This is a genomic window from Sphingomonas sp. BLHR8 (assembly GCF_056821725.1).
In genome coordinates this window covers 1,019,337-1,040,589 of the sequence record NZ_JBPDIM010000001.1, presented here as the reverse complement: position 1 = coordinate 1,040,589, position 21,253 = coordinate 1,019,337, and the positions used below count along the sequence as shown (strand labels likewise).

The window sequence follows — 21,253 nt, the reverse complement described above, 5'->3', positions numbered from 1 at the left end:
AACCATCCGGCTGAGCCGAGCTAGAGTGACGAGCCAAAGGGTGAACAGCAATGTGGACTTGCGTGCTCGCAATTATCCCCGTCGCGGCTCTTCTCGACTTCCTTCTTTACGGGGGGTTGACGATAAACTCGCCTCAAGCACCTGCTTGGCTTGAGACCCACTCCTTGTTTTCCGTTACGGCCGCCGTTGTCCTGTTTTCCGTTACGGCCGCCGTCGTCGCGACGCTTGCGCTGTTCAACATTGGGATGGTGGATACCGATTTGCGTCTGCTTGCAGCTTTGAGCGTAACCATCGTGGCGATTTGCGTGTGGGGCGTGCTCGAATGGCAGTACGCTTTCCAAGGCATGCCGAATTGAAAGCTTGCACCTAGGCGCCGCCTTGCGCTTTGACGCAGACCCATGTCCGGGACGATCCTCAGCATCCTCATGCTTGCCGCCGTCGCGCTCGGTGTCGGCGCGGTCGTCCTGCTGCGGCGGGGCGAGCGCAAGCGCGGGTGGCTGATGGCCGGGGCGGCGCTGGTCGCGGCGCTGAACGTCGCGATCTGGCTGGTGCCGCTCCCCGGCTGAAAGCGTCAGCGGATTGGCGAATCCGGCGCGAGGCGCATGTCGAGATAATTGTCGACCGAGCGCATCATCACGTCGAGCTCGTTTTCGAAGAAGTGATTGGCGCGCGGGATCTCGTCGTGGTGAATGGTGATGTGCTTCTGCGTGCGGAGCTTGTCGACCAGCTTCTGCACCGACGCCGCGCTCACCACCTCGTCGTTGACGCCCTGGACGATGATCCCCGACGCCGGGCAGGGCGCGAGGAAGGTGAAGTCGTACATGTTCGCGGGCGGGGCGATCGAGATGAACCCGCGCACCTCCGGCCGGCGCATCAGCAGCTGCATGCCGATGAGCGCGCCGAAGCTGAAGCCCGCGACCCAGGTGGTCTGGGCCTCCGGGTGGATCGACTGCACCCAGTCAAGCGCCGATGCCGCGTCGCTGAGTTCGCCGATGCCGTTGTCGAACGTCCCCTGGCTCCGCCCAACGCCGCGAAAGTTGAATCGCAGCGTCGCAAAGCCGCGCCGCACGAACGTCTTGTAGAGCGCCTGGACGATGCGGTCGTTCATCGTACCGCCCGCGTGCGGGTGCGGGTGGAGGATCAGCGCGACCGGCGCGCGCGGGCGCGGCGGCGGCGAGAAACGGCCTTCGAGACGGCCTTCGGGGCCGGGAAAAATGACGTCGGGCATGGGCGAGACTCGCAACAGGGTGAGCGTGCGGTGGGGCACCCCCCTCCCGCTTTGCGTTGGTCGGCGCTATAGCCGCGAGCGCGGAAAACCGCAAGTTTTGCGAGCGATTCTCAACAGATGATCTATCTCGACTATCAGGCGACCACCCCGATCGCGCCGGAGGTGAAGGCGGCGATGCTCGAGTGGCTGTCGGGTCCGGGCGAGGGGGACGGGTTCGCCAATCCGGCGAGCCCCTATCGCGCGGGTCGCGCGGCGTCGGTGATGGTGGAGGGCGCGCGCGATGCCGTGGCGGCGCTGCTGCCGCCGGGGGGGCAGGTCGTGTTCACCTCGGGCGCGACCGAGGCTCTCAACTGGGCGATGAGCATGAGCGCGGGGCCCAAGGCGGCGCTCAGCATCGAACATGCCGCCGTGCGCGCGGCGATGGAGCGCACGGGCGGGGTCGATCTGCCGGTCGATGCGGATGGCGTCGCGTGCGCGCCCGACCCGGCGCTGATCCCCGACGGCGGGCTCGTCGCGGTGATGCTCGTCAACAACGAGGTTGGCACCATTCAGCCGGTCGAGGCCTACGCCGACGCTGCCCATGCCAAGGGTTCGCTGCTGCTGTGCGACGCGGTGCAGGCCTATGGCCGCGTCGCGATCCCCGCCAACGTCGACCTCGTCGCGCTATCGGCGCACAAGCTGCACGGCCCCAAGGGCATCGGCGCGCTGTGGATCCGCGACGGGGTCGAACTGCCCTCGCTGCTGGTGGGCGGCTCGCAGGAGCATGGGCATCGCGCGGGCACCGTTTCGCCTGCGCTGGTGGCGGGCTTTGGCGCGGCGGCGCGGTTGTGCGCGGAGCGGTGGGACGAAGACCACGCGCACGTCACGCGGCTGTGGGAGATGGCGGCCGAGCGCTTTGCGGGCTGGGAGATCCTCGGCTCGACCGAGCGTCGCTACCGCGGCAACCTCAACCTGCGGAAGGACGGGGTCAACGCCTCGCGAGTGCTCTCCGACGCGCGTGACGTCGCCTTTTCGCTCGGGAGCGCGTGCGCCAGCGGGTCGGGCAGGGCGAGCCACGTGCTGCGCGCGATGGGGCGGACGGCGGAGGAAGCGCGCGGCGCGATGCGCATCGGCTGGGGCCGCTACACGACCGAGGCCGAACTTAACGCTGGCATCGACGCATTGCTCGCCGCGGCGGACGTGCAGGAGCGGTTCGCAGCGTGACCATTCGTTTCATCGAAGCCAACGGGCGCGAGACGGTGGCCGAGCCGCGCGAGGGCGAAGAGACGCTGCTCGACCTCGCGCAGCGCGTCGGCATGCCGCTGGAGGGGACGTGCGAGGGGCAGATGGCCTGCTCGACCTGCCACGTCGTCATCGCCGACGCCGACGCCTTCGCAGCTCTGCCGCGCGCGAGCGAGGATGAGGAGGATATGCTCGACCTCGCCGCGGGGGCGCGGCGGACGAGCCGGCTAGCCTGCCAGTTACGCCTCGCCGATCTGCCCAACGCGCTGGTGGTCCGCATCCCGGCGGAGGCGCACGACGCGCAGCGTTTCTGAACCTGAACGCGCTCTCTGCGTTGAGCCCCCGAACTTTCCGGAGGGGTCGAGCGAATGAACGGGTGGATGCGGTTCGGACTTGGTGGTGCGCTGGCGTTGTCGCTCGCGGCGTGCGGGATGCAGGGCACCGACACCCCCTACGAAGGCAAGAGCGAAACGCGCACCACGTCGACCTCCCAAACCGCCGCCCCCGCTCCACGTGGGGAGGCGCAGGCGGAGGCGGAGATCAAGGCCATCGAGGCGCGCGTCGGCGGGCGGCTGGGCGTGCTGCTAACCGACGCGGCAGGCAATGTGCTGGTCGCGCACCGTGCAGGCGAACGTTTCCCGATCTGCTCGACCTTCAAGCTGCCGCTCGCCGGCATGGTGCTCGCAGAAATCGACGCCGGGCGGGTGAGGCCCGAGCAGGAGATCGCCTACGGCAAGGATCAGGTCGTGCCGCACAGCGACGTGCTTCAGGCGGGGCTGAAGGGCGATCGTGGCACCACCACCGTCACCCACGCGCTCGATGCCGCGCTGGTCAACAGCGACAACACCGCCGCCAACCTGCTGCTGACGCTGGTCGGCAGCTACGACGGCTATCGCGCCAAGGCCGACGCGCTCGGCGCCAATGGCCAGGTGCGCGTCGATCGCAGCGAAGGCGTGCTCAACGAGAATGCGCGGGCCAGCAACGAAGACAGCGCGACGCCGGTGGGCATGCTCACCGTGCTGCGCTCGCTGTTTGCGGGCGAGGCGCTGTCGGACACTGCTCGGCAGCGGCTGATCGGCTGGACGCGCGACGCGCAAACCGGGCTCAACCGCGTCCGCTCGGGTCTGCCGGAGACGGTGCGGGCAGGCGAGAAGACCGGCACCTGCACGCGCAGCTATAACGATGTCGGCTGGATCGCCGCCAACCGCGACGGCAATGCGCCCATTAGCCACCTGTTCACGGTCTATCTGGACGAGACCGACGCCAGCGAGGAGGCCGCCAACGCCGCGCTCGCCGATGTCGGTCGCGTGTTCGGGCGGGTGCTGACCTCACCCGGCAGCGCCGGTGCGGTCGCTACGCAGACCGCGACGACCAAGGCCGCAGCGCCGCGAACGCGTGAGGCTCCGGCGGCCGAGACGACTGCTCCGGCGAAATAGCGCCCTTGCGCGCCGCCCGGCCCCCCGCCATATGTGGCGCGGGAGTCGGGCGGACGTCGTCTTCGCCAACCCGGTCAGGTCCGGAAGGAAGCAGCCGCAACGAATTCGCGGCGGGTCGTTCCGGCTCCCACCTCTCCACATGATGTCGCGAAATGGACTCGGGCCGGTCCGTGATCCTTGGCCCTCGGCTGCGCCGATTGCGCCAATGGCCCCGTTCCCCAAAGCCGACCGTCCCCCTATGTTCACGGCCGTGAGCGATTCTCCCGCCGATCCCGAGGAACTGGTGCCCGAGGCGGCGACCGGTGACGATGCGCCGATGCTTGGCATAGAATTGCCCGAGCAAGCCCCGCCCGCCCCGCGCGGCGGGGAGGCCTACCGCGTGCTCGCGCGCAAATATCGGCCGCAGACCTTTGCCGAACTGATCGGCCAGGACGCCATGGTGCGGACCCTCGCCAACGCGATCGAGCGCAGTCGGCTGGCGCACGCATTTCTGATGACCGGCGTGCGCGGCGTCGGAAAGACCTCCACCGCGCGGCTGATCGCTAAAGGGCTCAACTGCATCGGCCCCGACGGGCAGGGCGGTCCCACCACCGATCCGTGCGGGGTGTGCGAACCCTGCGTCGCGATCGCCGAGGGGCGGCACATCGATATCATCGAGATCGATGCCGCGAGCCATACCGGCGTCGACAACATCCGTGAGGTGATCATCGAAGCGGCGCGATATTCGGCGGTCAGCGCGCGCTACAAAATCTACATTGTCGACGAGGTGCACCAGCTTTCGAAGCACGCTTTCAACGCGCTGTTGAAGACGCTCGAAGAGCCGCCGCCGCATGTCAAATTCATCCTCGCGACGACCGAGGTCGACAAGGTGCCGGTCACGGTGCTGTCGCGGTGCCAGCGGTTCGACCTCCGCCGTGTCGCACCGGAAACGCTCGCCGATCATTTCGCGCGTGTCTGCCAGGCGGAACATGTGCCGATCGACGACGAGGCGCTGCGACTGATCGCGCTCGCGGCGGAAGGATCGGTGCGCGACGGGCTGTCGCTGCTCGATCAGGCCATCGCGCACGCCGACAGTGCGGGCGACGGCGAGGTCGTGGGCACGCAGGTGCAGGCGATGCTGGGCCTCGCCGACACGCGCTCGACGCGGCGCCTGTTCGCTCGGCTGGTCGCAGCGGACGGCCCCGGCACGCTGCAAGCGGCGCGGCAAACCTATGAGGACGGCGCGGACCCGACCGCGATCATGCGCTCGCTGCTGGCGCTGACCCATGCCGTGACGCTTCGCCGCGTGTCGGGCGTGGACGACCCGGCGCAGCCCGGCGATGCGCAGGCGGCGATCGCGGAGTTTGCCGAGGCGCTGTCGATCGGCCGGCTCCAGCGGCTGTGGCAGATCCTGCTTCGCGGGATGAGCGAGGTGCGCGAAGCCGCCGACCCGCTGCCGACGCTGGAGATGGCCTTGCTGCGCGTGGTGCACGCGGCGACCCTCCCCGACCCCGACGCGCTCGCCGCGCTGTTGAGCGGGCAGGGGGGCGCGATGCCATCGCCGCCGCCGCCGACGCCCGCGCTCGCGCCCGCATCGGAGACGACGCCAGCGGCGAGCGAGCCGGTTCGAACGCCGACCGCGTCGCCACCGCCCGCACTCGCGCCCGCCCCGGCTCCGGCTCCGGCGCCGCCACCCGCCGGCCCCGACAATTTCGCTGCGCTTGTGGAGGTGCTGGGGCAGGCGGGGGCGCTGGTGCGCGCGTCGAACCTGCGGCGCAGCGGTCGCGTCGTCCACTATGATGCGGCTGGAACGCTGGAACTTCAGCGGCACGACCGCTTCACCGACGCTGACGCGAGCGACCTGCAAGGCGATCTGCGCCGCAGTCTCGGCTCGCACTGGAAGGTGGTGTTGAGCGACCAGCCCGGCGCCCCGACCCTCGCCGAAGCGGCGCAGGCCGCCGAAGAGGCGCGGCTTGCCGAGGTGCGCGCGCACCCGGTCGTCTCGGCGCTCAGCGAAGCCTTTCCGGATGCCGAGATCGCGGCGCCGTCAACCCAATCCGAGTAAGAACAGGAGTTTTCGATGGACATGAACGAGATGATGGCCGCTGCGCAGCAGGCGGCCGCGCGCATCCAGGAACAAATGAACGAGGCGCAGGCGAAGCTCGACACGATTGAGGTGGAAGGCGCCGCAGGCGGTGGGATGGTGAAGGTGCTGGCCACCGCCAAGGGCCGCATCCGCCGCGTCACCATCGACGAATCGCTGCTGCGCCCGTCGGAGAAGCAGATGGTCGAAGACCTCGTCGCTGCAGCGTTCAACGATGCGCGCACCAAGGCGGACGCCGCTTCGAACGAGGAGATGGGCAAGGTCACGCAGGGCCTGCCGCTGCCCCCCGGCATGAAGCTGCCGTTCGGCTGAGGACGGCACGCGGCAACCCACACCCACGTCGCCTCGGTCCGGGGCGACGTGGGGCTCCGTTGTCACCGATGCGCGCCGATTGAACGCGCGCTGCAGCGCACCATATTCCGTTGAACGCGGACCAACGCCCGCACCCTCTCCCGAAAGCCAACGACCGCTAATGACCGAAACCCTGCCGCTTCTTCCCCTGCGCGACATCGTCATCTTCCCGCAGATGGTGGTGCCGTTGTTCGTCGGGCGAGCCAAATCCGTGGCGGCGCTGGAAACGGCGATGGCGGGGTCGAAGGATCTGGCGCTGATCGCTCAGCGCGACGCGAGCCAGGACGATCCGCAGACCGCCGATCTCTTCCCGGTCGGGGTGGTCGCGACGATCGTGCAGCTGCTGAAGCTGCCCGACGGCACCGTCCGTGTCCTCGTCGAGGGCAAGTCGCGCGCGCGTCTCGTCGCGATGAACGATCTGGGCGCCCACCTCGAAGCGGAGGTGGAGCCCGTCAGCGAAGTGGCGGACGAGAGTGCCGAGCTGGCCGCGCTCGCGCGCAATGCAGCGGAGCAGTTTGGCGAATATGCCAAGCTCAACAAGCGACTGTCCGACGATACCGTGGCCCAGGTCGAGCAGCTCGAGGAAGCGGGCGAGATCGCCGACTCGATCGCCGCCAACCTCGGCATCAAAATCGCCGACAAGCAGGCGGTGCTGGAGGAGCTCGACGTGCGCGCGCGCATCGAGCGGATCATGGCGCTGATGGAAAGCGAACTCGGCGCGCTTCAGGTCGAAAAGAAAATTCGCGGCCGCGTGAAGCGGCAGATGGAGAAGACCCAGCGCGAATATTATCTCAACGAACAGCTCAAGGCGATCCAGCGCGAACTGGGCGGCGCCGGCGACCCTGACGGCGAGGGCGAGATAGCCGAGCTTCAGCTCAAGATCGAGCAGGCCAAGCTGCCGCGCGAGGCGCGCGACAAGGCGATCGCAGAGCTCAAGAAGCTACGTGCGATGGCGCCGATGAGCGCCGAATCGACGGTCGTGCGCAACTATCTCGACGCGCTCCTGGGCGTGCCATGGGGCAGGCAGTCGAAGCTGCGCCGCGACATCGAAGCCGCACAGACGATCCTCGACGAGGACCATTATGCGCTCGAAAAGGTGAAGGAGCGCATCGTCGAATATCTCGCCGTGCAGGCGCGAACCAACAAGCTGAAGGGGCCGATCCTTTGCCTCGTCGGCCCGCCGGGGGTGGGCAAGACCTCGCTGGGCCGCTCGATCGCCAAGGCGACGGGGCGCAAGTTCGTGCGCCAGTCGCTGGGCGGCGTGCGCGACGAGGCCGAGATTCGCGGCCACCGCCGCACCTACATCGGCTCGATGCCGGGCAAGATCGTCTCCAACCTCAAGAAGGCGGGCACGATGAACCCGCTGATCCTGCTCGATGAGATCGACAAGCTCGGCCAGGATTATCGCGGCGATCCGGCGGCGGCGCTGCTCGAGGTGTTGGACCCCGAACAGAACGACAAGTTCCAGGATCACTATCTGGAACTCGACATCGACCTGTCGAACGTGATGTTCGTCACCACGGCCAACAGTCTCAACCTGCCGCAGCCGCTGCTCGACCGGATGGAGATCATCCGCCTCGAAGGCTATACCGAGACCGAAAAGCTCGAGATTGCGCGCACCCACCTGCTGCCCAAGCAGATCGAAGCGCACGGGCTGAAGGCGGGCGAGTTCACGCTGACCGACGAGGGGCTGATCGACCTCATCCGCTACTACACCCGCGAGGCGGGGGTGCGGACGCTGGAGCGTGAAATTGCACGGCTGGCGCGCAAGGCGCTGCGGCGAATCCTCGAGAAAAAGGCCGACAGCATCACCATCGACGCCGCCAATCTTGGTGAGTTCGCGGGGGTGCGCAAATTCCGCTACGGCGTGTCGGAAGAGGAGGACCAGATCGGCGCCGTCACTGGGCTCGCCTGGACCGAAGTCGGCGGCGAACTGCTGACGATCGAGGCGGTCACCGTGCCCGGCAAGGGGCAGGTCAGGACCACCGGCAAGCTCGGCGACGTCATGAACGAGTCGGTTCAGGCGGCGATGAGCTTCGTGAAGGCCCGCGCCCCGGCCTATGGCGTGCGACCGAGCCTGTTCCTGCGGAAGGACATCCACGTTCACCTGCCCGAAGGCGCGGTCCCCAAAGACGGGCCGTCGGCGGGGATCGGCATGGTGACGGCGATGCTCTCCACGCTGTCGGGGGTGCCGGTGCGCCGCGACGTGGCGATGACCGGCGAGGTGACGCTGCGCGGGCGCGTGCTGCCGATCGGCGGGCTCAAGGAAAAACTGCTGGCGGCGCAGCGCGGGCAGATCAAGACCGTGCTGATCCCCGAGGAAAACGCCAAGGACCTCGCCGAGGTGCCCGCTGCCATCCTCGAGGGGCTCGAGATCGTGCCGGTGCGCCACGTCGATGAGGTGCTGGCGCGGGCGCTGGTCACCCCGCTCGAGGCGATCGAGTGGAGCGAGGCGGACGACCTCCTCGCCGCGGCGCCGCCGAGCGCCGTCGACGCGGCGACTGCGCGCCATCATTGACGGTCGCACAGGCCGCCCGGGCCACGTTCCGGGCGGCCGCGCACCGGCGAACTGTGTCGTTACGGCATCTCCCGTTCGTCGCCCCTTTACACGGCCCGCTTTCACGTCCTTAGTGCGCGCCGGCTACGCCGATTCAGGGGGGTTCCCGTCGGGCGTACGGAAACAAGGGGAAGAGCGAGTCATGAACAAGCAGGAACTAATCGGCGCCGTTTCGGAGCAGACTGGCCTGGCCCGTGCCGATGCGGTGCGTGCGGTCGATGCGGTGTTCGACAGCATCGCGTCGGAGCTGAAGAACGGCGGCGACGTGCGCCTCGTCGGCTTCGGCACCTTCTCGGTCTCGAAGCGCAAGGCGTCGACCGGTCGCAACCCGCGCACCGGCGAACCGATGCAGGTCCCCGCGTCGACCCAGCCGAAGTTCAAGGCGGGCAAAGGCCTCAAGGACGCGGTCAACTAAGACCCGCGCGCCTTTCGGCACAGACATGGCGGCGCGGAGTGGCACCACTCCGCGCCGCTTTGCGTTTCGGCGGTATCGGGGGGGGGCGTTGACTTGGCGTGTCCTCAGGCGAGACGTTTCTGAAGCCATCGCCGACGGGGGACGCGATTAGTGCGGCCGCACGGGTCGGAAGGAGGCCCCCGACGCCCTTGCCTTCGCCAGCGCCGCTCGCTAGAGCGCGCGCACCCCAAGGCGTCGGGCTCCCCGGCGCGATCTGGCGGGCGCGTAGCTCAGTGGTAGAGCACTGTGTTCACACCGCAGGGGTCGCAAGTTCAATCCTTGCCGCGCCCACCATTTTCCTCAAGTTCGAGCAGGCTTGCCAGAGGCTGGCGCCCACATTCATACGCTATTCAATGCTTGACCGCTAACTGGTCGGCACATCGCCGATCGGGTGGTGCATAGGATGGATCGCTGGTCGGGTGCGCAATTTTCTCCCCCCTCTGATGGCACGGCTGCGGCGCCCGGCGCTGCTCGGGCTGGTGGGTGCGATCAGCGCGGCGGTGGCTGTACCGGCGCAGGCGCAGCCGGCGCCGCGCACGCGCCCGCCGGCCGCAACGTCCAGCAGTTCAACCCAGATTCTGATACCACGATCCATGCCGCCGCGTCCGCGGATGCCGGCGCCCGAAATGTCGCCGTTCGACATGGACCGGCCGGCCCCGCGCATGGGTCGTCCCTTTCCTGAAATCCTCGCGTCGGTGCGGTCTCAGCCCCCCTATGACGAGATGGAATATATCGGTGTTGCCGGGTTCGAGATGCGCCGACAGATCTACGTGCTGCGCTTCATCGACGCGCGGAGCTTGGTGGTGGTGCTGGTCGACGCGCGGACGGGACGGGTGGTCGGTCGCCAGCCCTGATGCCATCACGCTTGCCCGGATGCGCGGTTGTTGCCACACGCGAGACTGTATCGGGGAGGGTTGATAATCGATGCGCCTGTTGATCGTCGAAGATGAACCGAATCTCGGTCGCCAGCTTAAAACGACGCTGGAGGGCGCGGGATATGCCGTCGACCTCGCCACCGATGGCGAGGACGGGCACTATCTCGGCGCGAACGAGAATTACGACGCAGCCATCCTCGATCTGGGGCTGCCGGAGGTCGATGGGCTGACCGTGCTCGACCGCTGGCGCAAGGAAAAGCGCAATTTCCCCGTGCTGGTGCTGACCGCGCGCGACAGCTGGTCGGACAAGGTGGCCGGGCTCGACGCGGGCGCCGACGATTATCTGGCGAAGCCGTTCCAGACCGAAGAGTTGATCGCCCGTCTGCGCGCGCTGATCCGCCGGTCGAGCGGCAATGCTTCGTCCGAACTGGTGGCGGGCGATGTGCGGCTCGACACGCGCTCGGGCCGCGTCACCCGCGCCGGCGATCCGGTGAAGCTGACCGCGCAGGAGTATAAGCTCCTGTCCTACCTCCTTCATCACAAGGGGAAGGTGGTGAGCCGCACCGAGCTGATCGAACATATCTACGATCAGGACTTCGATCGCGATTCGAACACCATCGAGGTGTTCGTGACGCGCATTCGCAAGAAGCTCGGGGCCGATGTGATCACCACCATTCGCGGACTCGGCTATCAGCTTGACGATCCGCTCGGCTGACGCTGTCGCCGCGCCGGCGCGGCGTCGGCGAAAGGGCAATTTCTCGCTCGGGCGCCGCATGATCGGCATTGCGGCGGCGTGGATCGCACTGTTGCTGTCGGGCGGCGGTTTCGCGCTCGATCGTGTCGTTTCGCAAACGATCACGACCAACTTCGACAACAATCTCGAATATTTGCTGAAGGCGCTGATGAGCAACGCGGAAGTGGGGCCGCAGGGCCGCATCATGCTTGTTCAGCAGCCGAGCGAGCAGCGCTTCATCGAACTTTACAGCGGCCTTTACTGGCAGATCAGCGGGACGGGCGCGCCGACCGCGGCGTCGCGTTCGCTGTGGGACCGCACTTTGATGACCGGCGAGGTGCACAGCGACGACGCCGTCCACGCCTATGACAGCACGCAATTTCCGGGCGAGCCGCTGCGGGTGGTCGAACGCGATGTCGTGCTGCCCAATTCCCCCGTCATCTGGCGATTTCAGGTGGCGCAGAGCCGCGCGGCGCTGGACGCGCAACTGGCGCAGGTACGACGGGTCATCGTGCGCAGCTTTGCCATCCTCGGCCTCGGGCTGACGGTGCTCGCGGCGTTGCAGACGGTGTATGGCCTGTGGCCGCTGCGGCGAATTCGCAGCGGCATCGCCGCGCTGCGGCAGGGCGACCGCTCGCTGCTCGATGCCTCGATGCCGACCGAGGTTCGACCGATGGTCGACGAACTGGGCGAACTGATCGAACATAGCGACCGCCAGGCGGAGGAGGCGCGCCGTCACGCCGGAAACCTCGCCCATGCGCTGAAAACGCCGCTGACCGTGCTCACCAACGCCGCCACGGCGAAGGAAAAGGACCTCGACACCGCCGTGGTGCGCGAGGTGGCGGCGATGCGGCGCCATGTCGACCACCATCTCGCGCGGGCGCGCGCGGCGGGGCGGCGCGGGCAGGCGCTGCTCGGCGCCCATGTCATGGCCAGCGTGGAGAGTGTCGAGCGCGCGGTGTCGCGGCTTTACCCCCAGGTGCGCTTCGACGCCGACGGAGACGACGAACTGCGCGCCCGCATCGAGCGGCAGGACCTCGACGAGGTGGTCGGCAACCTCCTTGAAAACGCCGCAAAATATGGCGGCGGCAGCGTGTTCGCGACGGTCGAGGCGATCGGGCAAGCCCGCGACGGCACGCGCTGCATCCGCCTGACGATCGAGGACGACGGACCCGGTATCCCCGAAGCGGATTGGGAGAAACTGTTTCGCCGCGGCGTCCGGCTCGACACCGACAAGCCCGGCACCGGCCTCGGCCTCGCGATCGTGCGCGACGTTGTCGAAACCTATGGCGGGACGGTCAGCGTCGCTGAAAGCGAGGACCTTGGCGGCCTGGCCGTGATCGTCACGCTCCCCGCCGCCGATGGTTGAGGTTGCGAAAACCGCTGGGAGCGCGCAAGGCGCGGGCACATGAGCGCAACTCTCCACCCGCTCCGGGCGACACCACCTTCGCTCGATGCGCTGCTGGCGCTGACCGCAGCCGACATGAACGCCGTCAATCAGGTGATCCTCGCGCGGATGCAGTCGGACATCCCGCTGATCCCGGAGCTTGCCGGGCACCTCATCGCCGGCGGCGGCAAGCGCCTGCGACCGATGCTGACCTGTGCCTGCGCGCGCCTGCTCGACTATGGCGGCACGCGGCAGCATCTGCTCGCCGCAACGGTCGAGTTCATCCACACGGCGACGCTGCTGCACGACGATGTCGTCGACGGGTCGGAGCTTCGCCGCGGTCGCCGCACCGCCAACATCATCTGGGGCAATCCGGCGAGCGTGCTGGTGGGTGATTTCCTGTTCAGCCGCTCGTTCGAACTGATGGTCGAAGACGGCAGCCTGAAGGTGCTCCGCATCCTCAGCCGTGCATCGTCGGTGATCGCGGAAGGGGAGGTGGCGCAGCTTTCGGCGCAGCGTCGGGTGACGACGAGCGAGGAGACGTACCTCCACATCGTTTCCGCCAAGACCGCTGCGCTGTTCGCCGCCGCATGCCGCATCGCCGCAGTGGTCGCCGAACGCGACGAGCGCGTCGAGGAGGCGCTCGACGCCTACGGCCGCAATCTCGGCGTCGCGTTTCAGCTGGTCGACGACGCAATCGACTATACGAGCGATGCGGCGACGATGGGCAAGGGCGTCGGCGACGACTTCCGCGACGGTAAGGTGACGCTGCCGGTGATCCTCGCCCACGCACGCGGTGATGAGCAGGAGCGCGTGTTCTGGAACGCGGCGATGGCGGGGCACCGCATCAGCGACGACGATCTCGCCCACGCGACCGCTTTGCTGCAGCGGCACGGCGCGATTTCGGACACGCTCGAGCGCGCGCGGCTGTACGCGCAGCGCGCAATCGATGCGCTCGCCGAGTTCGCCCCGTCGACGGCGAAGTCCGCGCTGGTGGAGGCGGCCGAGTTCGCGGTGTCGCGCGCCTATTGAACGTGCGCGCCGCGGGCGATAGGCGGGACGCCATGGACGCACGACTGTTTCAGGAACCGAAAAACGCCATGCAATCCGGCAAGGCGCGGGCCGGGCGCTGGATTCTGGAGCACGAGCCGCAGGAGCCCAAGCGCGCCGACCCGCTGATGGGCTGGGCCGGGAGCGGCGATACCCAGCGCCAGGTGGTGCTGCGCTTCCCGACGCGCGAGGCAGCGCTCACCTATGCTGAGAAGGCAGGTCTCCGGGTGGAGGAGATCGTGACGCCTCCCAAGACTCTGAAAATTCAGGCCTACGCCGACAATTTTCGCTGATCGAGCGCGTTCAGCGAAAGAAGAAGTCGGCGGGCGCGATCGCGCCTTCATCGCGGATGAGGACCGCCGCCCCGCGCTCGAAGCGTAGGGTCTTCAGTTCGAACAGCGGCGTGTCGCCATCGCCGCGACGTGCCCGATAGAGGAACAGTTGGACGGCCCCCGGACGCTGAGGGCAATTCACCGCGATGCGGTACGCCGCGCCCGGCACGTTGAGGAATTGCGTGACCTCCGCCGCAACCGCCCCTCGCAAAGCGATGCCGTTGAACGCAACGCTGGCGGACCGGGCGGGGCGCGGCATCCCGTAATCACGCACCTCGACACCCACGCCGGGGCATCGTGCGCGAAACGCCTCGCTTCGCAACGCGGGCGCGACTGGCTCGGCCGTCGTCACAGCTATATCGCCGGGGGTGGCAAGCAACACTGCCGCGAACATCAACAGCCCCATCGGTCAGTTCCCCCTCGCTAGCCCGGGGTTGGCCACAGCGATGGCAGGCCGAGCAATAGAAGCAGTTTGACATCGATGCCGCACCCCTCGGCGCGCTTGGCCGCGATGAAATCGGGCAGGGCAGGGAGTGCGACGCGGTGCACGACGATATCCTCCCCGGCCACCCCGCCGCCGCCGTGGACGCGGGTGAGGTCACGGGCGACGAACAGCGTGAAGCTCTCCGACACCATTCCCGGCGAGGAGTAGAACTCGCCGGCGTCGATGAGCGTGCCGGCGCGGTAGCCGGTTTCTTCTTCGAGCTCGCGCGCGGCGGCGGTCGCGGCGGGTTCGACCGTGCCATCGTCGCCGATCAGGCCAGCGGGAAGCTCGATGCAGCGCTTGCCGAGCGGCACGCGATACTGCTCGACCAGCAGCACCGACCGCTCCTCGGGCGAGTCAATGATGGCGAGGATGACCGCGGCGCGGATGTTGCGCGCGCGCCGCACATATTCCCAAGTCCCGCGCTGTTCGACGGCGATGTAGCGACCCTCCCAACGCGTCTCCGCCGGGGGCAGGGCGGGGTCGCTCACAGCTCGATCAGCCGGTCGGGAAGCTCGTTCTTGTCGTCGCGGCTGCGCGGGAAGTGGGCCGCGATGGTCGCCCCGATCATGCCCACCGCCGCCACCAGCCCGTCGGTGGCGCGGCCATCGCGGACATGCTGGATCAGCGCGGCCATCGCATCGCCCCAAGGGTCCGGCCCGACCTTCGAGGTGATGGCATCGTCGGCGACGATCTCGGCGCGCCGTTCGGCGAGGCTGAGGTAGATGAGCGCCCCGGTCGCGGCGCGGGTGCGCGCCTCGACCGCGATGCGGTAGGCGCGCACGGCAGAGCGACGCACCCGTCGCCGCTTCATCCCCGGCGGCACCAGCGCCATCCGCAGCGGCATCCAGCCAAGGATCAGCCGCACCGAACCCAGTTTGAGCAGCGTGAACAGCGCCGCGGCGGTGAGCATCTCACGCGGCGTCAGCTCGCTCCGCCAGCCGCCGGTGAGCAGGTCGACCACCCGCGTCAGCCACTCGGGCCACAGCGCCGCCCACAGCGGCACCGCTGCCGCAGCGAGCGCCGCCAGCGTCATCGCCCAATCGGCATAGCTGTCCGACTGGCCGGCGGTGATGACCGCGATCTCGCCATCGCTGGTCGCCTCGGCCGCGTGGACCGCATCGCTGACCCGCGCATGATCCTCGGCGGAGAAGTTGCACGTCGCGCGCATCACCAGCCCCCGCTCGCGCCGCCGCCGGAGAAACCGCCGCCGCCGCCAGAGAAGCCGCCGAAGCCGCCGCCGCCGCCACCGCCGCCGAACCCGCCGCCGCCGAAGCCCCCGCCGCCCCAGGGGCTGCCGCCCCAGATGATGACCGGCGGCCCGCCCCAGCCGCTGCGATAACCCCGACCGCGGTTGCGACGGTTGCTCATGACGATGATCAGCACGACGATGACGATGAAGATGATCCAGCCGATCGGGATGCCCCCGTCGCCATTGTCTGCCGCCGCCTGCGACTGCGCGGCGATCTCGCGAGCCTGTTCGGGCGGGAGTTGCAGTTGCGCGAGGATGCGGTCGACCCCCGCGGTGACGCCGCCGTCGAAATCACCGGCCTTGAATCGCGGCGTGATCGCATCGCGGATGATCCGCGCCGACAGGGCGTCGGTCAGGATCGGCTGGAGGCCATCGCCCACCTCGATCCGCACCTTGCGCTCGTTTGGCGCGACCAGCAGCAGGATGCCATCGTCGCGGCGGGCGTCGCCGATGCCCCAGACACGGCCAAGCTGATAGGCATAGTCGTTGATCGGCTGGTCGTTGAGCGATGGCACCGTCGCCACCACCACCTGTCGCTGAGTCTGCTGCTGAAAGTCGAACAGCCGCCGCGACAGCGCCTGTTCGGTCGCGTCGGAGAGGATGCTGGCCTCGTCCACGACCCACCGGCCCCGATGCTCGGGAAAGCGCAGCGCCTGCGCGCTCGCCGCCGCGCCGCACAACAGCAGCAGCGCGAGCGCCAGCCAGCGCGCGACCGTCGCAGACAGTGGGGCGGGGAAGGCGCGGGTCACGCCGCGCGATACCGCTTACTTGACGCCGAAATCGACCGTCGGCGCATTCTGCGCGTTCGGCGAGACCGCCTCATAGGGCTGCATCGGCTGCGCGCCGTGAATGACCTTGGCGCCGATCGCGTCGGGGAAGGTGCGGATGGTCGTGTTATACCGACGCACCGCTTCGTTGTAATCGCGAATGGCGATCGTGATGCGGTTCTGCGTCCCTTCGAGCTGCGACTGCAGGTCGGCGAAGCGGCCTTGGCTCTGCAGCTGCGGATATTGCTCGACGGTCACCAGCAGCCGGCTGAGCGACGAGGACACGTTGCCCTGCGCCTCGCGAAAACGTGCGACCGCGGCGGGATCGCTCAGCTGGTCGGCGTTGACCGTGACCTGGGTCGCGCGGGCGCGGGCATTGATGACGTTGGTGAGCGTTTCTTCCTCGATCCGCGCTGCGCCGCGGACGGTGCCGACAAGCTGCGGGATGAGGTCGGCGCGCGCCTGATAGGCCGCCTGCACATTGGCCCAGGCCTGCTTCGCCTCCTCCTGGCGGGTCGGCACCGAATTGATGCCGCAGCCTGCGAGGCTGACGGCGGCAACCGGCACCATCAGCGCGGTAGCGAGTCGACGGTCGAACATGATTTCCTCCCCCTACGATCGCCGTGCGGCGGCGAGCGCTTTGTATGCCGCTCCTACGCAGGGCGCAACGATCGGTTGCCTGCGTTCAGACCCCCGTCAGAGTCGGACAGGCATGAATGGGGCAATCTCAAAAGCCAGGAGAACCAACCTTGCGCAGGATCGCAATCACCGCCGTCGCGGTCGCTCTGCTGAGCGCCGGAGCCGCGGCGCAGCAGCCGACCGCCACATCGCAGTCCGTTCCGGGCGATGCACGCGGTCGTTATTTCGGGGGCGCGGATGAGAGCCGCGCGCAGGTCGGCGAGCGCGCGGCGGCGCTGTTCGACCGGATGGACGCCAACCGCGATGGCAAGATCGATGCGGGCGACGTCACGTTGCGGCGCGAGCAGCGTCAGGGCGAACGCTTTACGCAACTCGACAGCAACCGCGACGGTATGATCTCGCGCGCCGAATGGGATGCGGGACATGCGGGCCGCGCTCAGGCGCGCGGGACGACGGGGTCCGAACCCCGCCGCGGGATGAGGGCCCATGGTGGTCGCGCGGGAATGCACGCCGGGTCGGCGACGACGCAGCTGACCCGCGAGGCGTTTGTGAATAACGCCTACGCCCGCTTCGATGCGATGGACGCAAATCGTGATGGCACGGTCACGCAGGCCGAACGGACGCAGCATCGCACCACGATGCGGCAGCAGCGCCAACGCTGAGACGGATCGCTTCGGGGGCGGCGTCCGGGTCGCCCCCAATGGTCACACGTAGAGAGCGACCCCTTGGCTGCCGACGGCGACCAGCTCACGCCGACGGTTCCAGATCTGCATTTCCTGGACCGAAAATCCGCGTCGGACCCAGTGCGAGCGGCTCGACAGCAGCCACCAGCCGTCGTCGGTGCTCGGGTCGTCGGTGAGATAATGTTGCGTCCAGGTTGACGAGCTGACCGGCCCGAATTCGCGGAAGAGGGTGATCGCCGCCGGCGGCAGCGCGTCGCCCAGGGCGAGCAGTGACAGCGTGGCGGGCGCGGCGGGCTCGTCAACCCAGCGAACCCAGGTGACGACGTCCGCATTCGGCTGGGCGTGGCCGAACCCCGGACCATTTCGCGGGCGCATGTCGAACTTGCGCGTGAAAGCCGGCCGCATCGGGTGGTCGGGCACGCCTTCGAGCGCGTCCGGATCGGCGATGTCGGGCGGCGACAGCTGGTCGAGGTCGACGTGGCAGGTCCGCGGCGACATGAAGCTGAACGTCGCGCTGGTGCCGAAGCCGGCTTCGCTGTCGACCTCCGCGGTGACGAAGAGCGACGATTTGGAGCGGCGCAGTTCTCGTGATGCGACGCGCACCTCGCCGCCGATCGGCCCGACAAAGCTGACCTGCGCCGTACGCAGCGGGGCGTGCGGTAGGTGCGCACGCATCGCCGCGTCGAGCGCCACGGCTGCGCTGATGCCGCCATAGGCGGTGCGCCCCTGCATCCAGTCGCTGCCAAGGTGGTAGCGGCGAACATCGCCCTCCGCGTCCGACTGGCGCAGCAGTTGATCGAGGGTCGTGTGCGCCATTGCTTCGCCGTCGCTCACCGCGTCAGCCCTCGACCGTGAAGCTGAGGCCCGCGCGCGCCTCCAGCCGATCGGCGAGCTTCAGACCCATCAGCCCGCCCGGCGTATAGACGCCGCCCGGCGCGTCCCATTCGGCGAGCAGCAAACCGGTTTCCGCGAGCATTTTGGACGTCGAGCCATAGCCCGGATCCTTGTCGCCCTTGACCGAAAGGCGCAGGCGTCGCCCGTCGGGCCATTCTGCGACGAACAGCACGTCATAGAACCCGGCCTCGCGCTCTTCGCGGGTCGGCCCTTCGCCGGGGGCGGGGTCGTTGGGGGTGCCGATCATCGGCGTCGACGCGACGAACTTTGCCGCGGCTTCGCCAGCCTCGCCAGGGCCGGTGAGGATCATCTCGTCATAGACAAAATCCTCGCCCCAATGATGGCCGAGCAGGAAATTGGTGCGGTGGACGTTCTTGGTGTTGATCGCCGCCATGACGAAGGGCGCCGCCCAGCTGCCGATGCCCGCGTCATATTCAATCGCGTCACCGCGCGGCTGGTCGGGCCCGCTAAAGCCCGGCGTAAGCGCGAAGGGATTGGTCAGCGCGGCAATGACGCTCGGGTCTTTCGCTGCGGCAGCCAGCGTTGCCCGCAGAGACGCCGCGGTGCCGCCGGAAAACTTGCCCTGCATCGCGCGCACCCGTCCTTTGACGCGTGGTGCCGGCGCGCCGAAGCGCTCGATCGCCTCCGCCTGCAGCACGCTGACGCCAAGGTCGAACGGAATCGAGTCGAAACCGCACGAAAAGACGATGCGCGCGCCGGTCTGCTTGGCGGTGCCGTGGTGCTGCTCGATCTTGGCCTTCATCCACGCCGGCTCGCCGCAAAGGTCGGCATAGTCCGTGCCGTTGGCGACGCAGCTCGCCACCAGCGCATCGCCGTAGAGCTGGTAGGGGCCGACGGTGGTGACGATCACCTTCGCCGAACGCGTCATCGCGTCGAGGCTGGCGGGGTCGTCGGCATCGGCGACGATCAGCGGCACGCCCGCCGCGGCGCCGATCTCCTCGCGCACCGCCTCCAGTTTCGCGCGGCTGCGACCGGCCATCGCCCAGCGCGTGCGGTCGCCCTCGGCCTGTCGCCTGGCGAGATACTCCGCGACCAGCCGGCCGGTGTAGCCGGTGGCGCCCCAGACGATCAGGTCATGTTCGCGCTCGTGGGTCGCCATGGTCATCTCGCTTTCGTCAGAGGCGCGGCAGGGTGACGCCGCGCTGGCCCATATATTTGCCCGCCCGATCGGCGTAGCTCACCTCGCACGGCTCGTTTCCTTGCAGGAAGAGGAACTGGCACGCGCCCTCGTTGGCATAGATTTTCGCCGGCAGCGGGGTAGTGTTCGAGAATTCGAGCGTGACGTGCCCCTCCCAGCCCGGTTCGAGCGGTGTCACGTTCACGATGATGCCGCAGCGGGCATAGGTCGATTTGCCGAGGCAGATCACCAGCACATCGCGCGGCACGCGGAAATATTCGACAGTGCGCGCAAGTGCAAAACTATTCGGGGGGATGACGCACACGTCGGTCTTGCGATCGACGAAGCTGTTGGAGGCGAAGTCCTTGGGGTCGACCACCGCGCTGTCGACGTTGGTGAAGATCTTGAAGTCATCCGCCACGCGCGCGTCATAGCCGTAGGAGGAGAGGCCGTAGCTGATACACCCATCGCGCCGCTGCGCCTCGACGAACGGCTCGATCATCCCGTCCTTGAGCGCGCGCTCGCGTATCCAGCGGTCGGAGAGGATGGCCATCAGCTGATCCCGAGGTCGCCCGGCCCGAAGGCGTGGGGGAGGAGGTCGGAAAGGCGGTGCGTTTCGACGACGCGGCCGTCGCCCGAGGCGCAGTGCACGGTGAGGTCCCGCCCCGACAGGCTCGCCGCCTCGTTCAAAATCTGGCGGCAGCGGCCGCACGGGCGCACCGGGTCGGCACTCGACAGGCCGCCCGCGCCGTCCATGGCGCCGCCGATCACCGCGACCTCCACGACCCGGCGTAGCGCGCCGTCGCTGTTGGCCTTGGCGAGTGCGACGGTTTCCGCGCACAAGGAGAGGCCATAGCTCGCATTTTCGAAATTGGTGCCGCTCACCACTCGCCCGTCGTCGAGCAGCAGCGCCGCGCCGACGGCAAAGCGCGAGTAGGGGGCGTGGGCGTGCGCCGCCGCGGCGCGGGCGGCGGTGATCAACTCGTCGCGGGTCATCGCCGCGTCTCCTGCCCGAGATCGCGGCGCAGCGCCAGCCAGCGCACGCGCCCCTCCACCCCGTCGAGCTGCGTGCGATCGTTGGCCAGCCACACCGCCCAGCGGCGAGGGCCCGCGTCGGACTCGGGCGGCGTTCGCGGAGAGATCAACAACCGTTCGCGCCGGATCGCGCCGAGCGGGTATCGCTCCGCAAGCTCGGGCGCGACGCCGATCACTGCGCGTCGCTCGCCATGGGTTTCGACCTGGCCGAGGAAGGTCGTCAGTTCGGCGCGCAGCAGTGACGCGGAGGGCGGACGCTGGCAGTCGGGCTGATCCTCGATCATCACCAATGGCGGGAGGCTGTCGCCGTCGCGCGGCACCAGCGTCACGAATGCCGCCGCCTGTTCCGCTGCCGGCGTGCACAGTTCATAGTGATGGATCGCGCCGGTCGGCAGCCCGCTGCGCCGGGTCGCGTCGAGCAAGTCCGTGAAGCCTCGCTCCAGCCGGGTGCCGCGGGTCGCGTCGAGGTACACGAAGCGCGCGCCCGCAGCCTTCAGCGCGTCGGCGGTCAGCAGCCGGTTGGCGGTGCCGAGCGCGACGCCTTGCGCGCCCACGCTCGCGGCATCGGGGCGCCACCGGTCGGCCCGCATCGCCCACAGCGCCCAGCCTATCAGCGCGGCGAGCGCGATCAGCATCGCCGCCTTCATCAACCCT

26 protein-coding genes, 1 tRNA gene and 1 other RNA gene are annotated in these 21,253 nt (G+C 68.5%); 17 read left to right on the top strand and 11 right to left on the bottom strand.

The genetic code is table 11. From position 1 onward, the window contains the following. Positions 1-62: 62 nt before the first annotated feature. Entirely contained in the window at positions 63-356 is a 294-nt protein-coding gene (locus ACRYJK_RS05155) for a hypothetical protein (RefSeq protein WP_482666475.1), read from the top strand. Between the two features lie 42 nt (positions 357-398). Beyond that, positions 399-566, top strand: coding sequence for a hypothetical protein (locus ACRYJK_RS05150; protein ID WP_482666474.1), 168 nt, complete (start codon positions 399-401; stop codon positions 564-566). A 5-nt stretch (positions 567-571) separates the two neighbouring features. Here the strand turns inward: ACRYJK_RS05150 and ACRYJK_RS05145 are convergent, their stop codons facing one another. Further along, positions 572-1,228, bottom strand: coding sequence for an alpha/beta hydrolase (locus ACRYJK_RS05145; RefSeq protein ID WP_482666473.1), 657 nt, complete (start codon positions 1,226-1,228; stop codon positions 572-574). 117 nt (positions 1,229-1,345) lie between these two features. Between ACRYJK_RS05145 and ACRYJK_RS05140 the strand changes: the two genes are divergently transcribed. From ACRYJK_RS05140 to ACRYJK_RS05075, 14 genes are all read left to right on the top strand, one after another. After that, positions 1,346-2,431 (top strand): cysteine desulfurase family protein, encoded by a 1,086-nt coding sequence (locus ACRYJK_RS05140; RefSeq protein WP_482666472.1) that lies wholly within the window; start codon positions 1,346-1,348, stop codon positions 2,429-2,431. Next, positions 2,428-2,763 carry a 2Fe-2S iron-sulfur cluster-binding protein gene (locus ACRYJK_RS05135; RefSeq protein ID WP_482666471.1) on the top strand — a complete coding sequence of 112 codons (336 nt, stop codon included), beginning with the start codon at positions 2,428-2,430 and terminating at the stop codon, positions 2,761-2,763. The genes ACRYJK_RS05140 and ACRYJK_RS05135 overlap by 4 nt, the downstream gene beginning before the upstream one ends. A gap of 54 nt (positions 2,764-2,817) precedes the next feature. Further along, positions 2,818-3,885, top strand: a complete 1,068-nt coding sequence (locus ACRYJK_RS05130) for a serine hydrolase (protein WP_482666470.1) — start codon at positions 2,818-2,820, stop codon at positions 3,883-3,885. A 37-nt stretch (positions 3,886-3,922) separates the two neighbouring features. Further along, an RNA gene (gene ffs, locus ACRYJK_RS05125) (signal recognition particle sRNA small type) lies at positions 3,923-4,020 on the top strand. A gap of 181 nt (positions 4,021-4,201) precedes the next feature. Next, positions 4,202-5,929, top strand: coding sequence for a DNA polymerase III subunit gamma/tau (locus tag ACRYJK_RS05120; RefSeq protein WP_482667402.1), 1,728 nt, complete (start codon positions 4,202-4,204; stop codon positions 5,927-5,929). A 15-nt stretch (positions 5,930-5,944) separates the two neighbouring features. After that, complete coding sequence (locus tag ACRYJK_RS05115) at positions 5,945-6,280, top strand: YbaB/EbfC family nucleoid-associated protein (protein WP_482666469.1); 336 nt, start codon at positions 5,945-5,947, stop codon at positions 6,278-6,280. Positions 6,281-6,440: 160 nt separating this feature from the next. Next, on the top strand, positions 6,441-8,837 hold the full coding sequence (lon, locus tag ACRYJK_RS05110; protein WP_482666468.1) for an endopeptidase La: 2,397 nt from the start codon (positions 6,441-6,443) through the stop codon (positions 8,835-8,837). A gap of 181 nt (positions 8,838-9,018) precedes the next feature. Beyond that, positions 9,019-9,291: an HU family DNA-binding protein gene (locus ACRYJK_RS05105; protein ID WP_482666467.1), complete on the top strand. Its 273-nt coding sequence runs from the start codon at positions 9,019-9,021 to the stop codon at positions 9,289-9,291. A 258-nt stretch (positions 9,292-9,549) separates the two neighbouring features. After that, positions 9,550-9,624, top strand: a tRNA-Val gene (locus ACRYJK_RS05100). A 125-nt stretch (positions 9,625-9,749) separates the two neighbouring features. Beyond that, positions 9,750-10,184 carry a hypothetical protein gene (locus ACRYJK_RS05095; protein ID WP_482666466.1) on the top strand — a complete coding sequence of 145 codons (435 nt, stop codon included), beginning with the start codon at positions 9,750-9,752 and terminating at the stop codon, positions 10,182-10,184. 70 nt (positions 10,185-10,254) lie between these two features. Then, positions 10,255-10,920, top strand: coding sequence for a response regulator transcription factor (locus ACRYJK_RS05090; protein WP_482666465.1), 666 nt, complete (start codon positions 10,255-10,257; stop codon positions 10,918-10,920). 58 nt (positions 10,921-10,978) lie between these two features. After that, positions 10,979-12,307: a sensor histidine kinase gene (locus tag ACRYJK_RS05085; RefSeq protein WP_482667401.1), complete on the top strand. Its 1,329-nt coding sequence runs from the start codon at positions 10,979-10,981 to the stop codon at positions 12,305-12,307. 39 nt (positions 12,308-12,346) lie between these two features. After that, a complete protein-coding gene (locus ACRYJK_RS05080; protein ID WP_482666464.1) occupies positions 12,347-13,357 on the top strand; it encodes a polyprenyl synthetase family protein in 1,011 nt (336 codons plus the stop codon). A 32-nt stretch (positions 13,358-13,389) separates the two neighbouring features. Next, entirely contained in the window at positions 13,390-13,668 is a 279-nt protein-coding gene (locus ACRYJK_RS05075) for an ETC complex I subunit (protein WP_482666463.1), read from the top strand. A gap of 10 nt (positions 13,669-13,678) precedes the next feature. On the opposite strand, the gene ACRYJK_RS05070 is transcribed toward ACRYJK_RS05075, so the two are convergent. The 5 genes from ACRYJK_RS05070 to ACRYJK_RS05050 are packed head-to-tail and all read right to left on the bottom strand — an operon-like array spanning position 13,679 to position 16,810. Then, positions 13,679-14,113, bottom strand: a complete 435-nt coding sequence (locus tag ACRYJK_RS05070) for a hypothetical protein (protein ID WP_482666462.1) — start codon at positions 14,111-14,113, stop codon at positions 13,679-13,681. A gap of 17 nt (positions 14,114-14,130) precedes the next feature. Further along, complete coding sequence (locus ACRYJK_RS05065; RefSeq protein ID WP_482666461.1) at positions 14,131-14,682, bottom strand: NUDIX hydrolase; 552 nt, start codon at positions 14,680-14,682, stop codon at positions 14,131-14,133. Continuing rightward, positions 14,679-15,362 (bottom strand): TPM domain-containing protein, encoded by a 684-nt coding sequence (locus ACRYJK_RS05060; RefSeq protein WP_482667400.1) that lies wholly within the window; start codon positions 15,360-15,362, stop codon positions 14,679-14,681. Before ACRYJK_RS05060 ends, ACRYJK_RS05065 begins: the two co-directional genes overlap by 4 nt. Further along, positions 15,362-16,192, bottom strand: coding sequence for a TPM domain-containing protein (locus tag ACRYJK_RS05055; protein WP_482666460.1), 831 nt, complete (start codon positions 16,190-16,192; stop codon positions 15,362-15,364). The genes ACRYJK_RS05060 and ACRYJK_RS05055 overlap by 1 nt, the downstream gene beginning before the upstream one ends. A 15-nt stretch (positions 16,193-16,207) precedes the next feature. Continuing rightward, positions 16,208-16,810 carry a LemA family protein gene (locus ACRYJK_RS05050; RefSeq protein ID WP_482666459.1) on the bottom strand — a complete coding sequence of 201 codons (603 nt, stop codon included), beginning with the start codon at positions 16,808-16,810 and terminating at the stop codon, positions 16,208-16,210. 149 nt (positions 16,811-16,959) lie between these two features. On the opposite strand from ACRYJK_RS05050, the gene ACRYJK_RS05045 reads away from it, so the two are divergent. Continuing rightward, complete coding sequence (locus ACRYJK_RS05045; RefSeq protein ID WP_482666458.1) at positions 16,960-17,511, top strand: EF-hand domain-containing protein; 552 nt, start codon at positions 16,960-16,962, stop codon at positions 17,509-17,511. 42 nt (positions 17,512-17,553) lie between these two features. On the opposite strand, the gene ACRYJK_RS05040 is transcribed toward ACRYJK_RS05045, so the two are convergent. Genes ACRYJK_RS05040 through ACRYJK_RS05020 form a run of 5 tightly spaced genes read right to left on the bottom strand, consistent with a single transcriptional unit; the run spans position 17,554 to position 21,246 of the window. Continuing rightward, positions 17,554-18,366, bottom strand: coding sequence for a thioesterase family protein (locus tag ACRYJK_RS05040; RefSeq protein WP_482666457.1), 813 nt, complete (start codon positions 18,364-18,366; stop codon positions 17,554-17,556). A 4-nt stretch (positions 18,367-18,370) separates the two neighbouring features. Further along, a complete protein-coding gene (locus tag ACRYJK_RS05035) occupies positions 18,371-19,546 on the bottom strand; it encodes a saccharopine dehydrogenase family protein (RefSeq protein ID WP_482666456.1) in 1,176 nt (391 codons plus the stop codon). Positions 19,547-19,562: 16 nt separating this feature from the next. Then, positions 19,563-20,117, bottom strand: a complete 555-nt coding sequence (gene dcd / locus ACRYJK_RS05030; RefSeq protein ID WP_482666455.1) for a dCTP deaminase — start codon at positions 20,115-20,117, stop codon at positions 19,563-19,565. Next, complete coding sequence (locus ACRYJK_RS05025; RefSeq protein ID WP_482666454.1) at positions 20,117-20,560, bottom strand: cytidine deaminase; 444 nt, start codon at positions 20,558-20,560, stop codon at positions 20,117-20,119. The genes dcd and ACRYJK_RS05025 overlap by 1 nt, the downstream gene beginning before the upstream one ends. Then, positions 20,557-21,246, bottom strand: coding sequence for a GH25 family lysozyme (locus ACRYJK_RS05020; protein WP_482666453.1), 690 nt, complete (start codon positions 21,244-21,246; stop codon positions 20,557-20,559). The genes ACRYJK_RS05025 and ACRYJK_RS05020 overlap by 4 nt, the downstream gene beginning before the upstream one ends. Positions 21,247-21,253 lie beyond the last annotated feature (7 nt).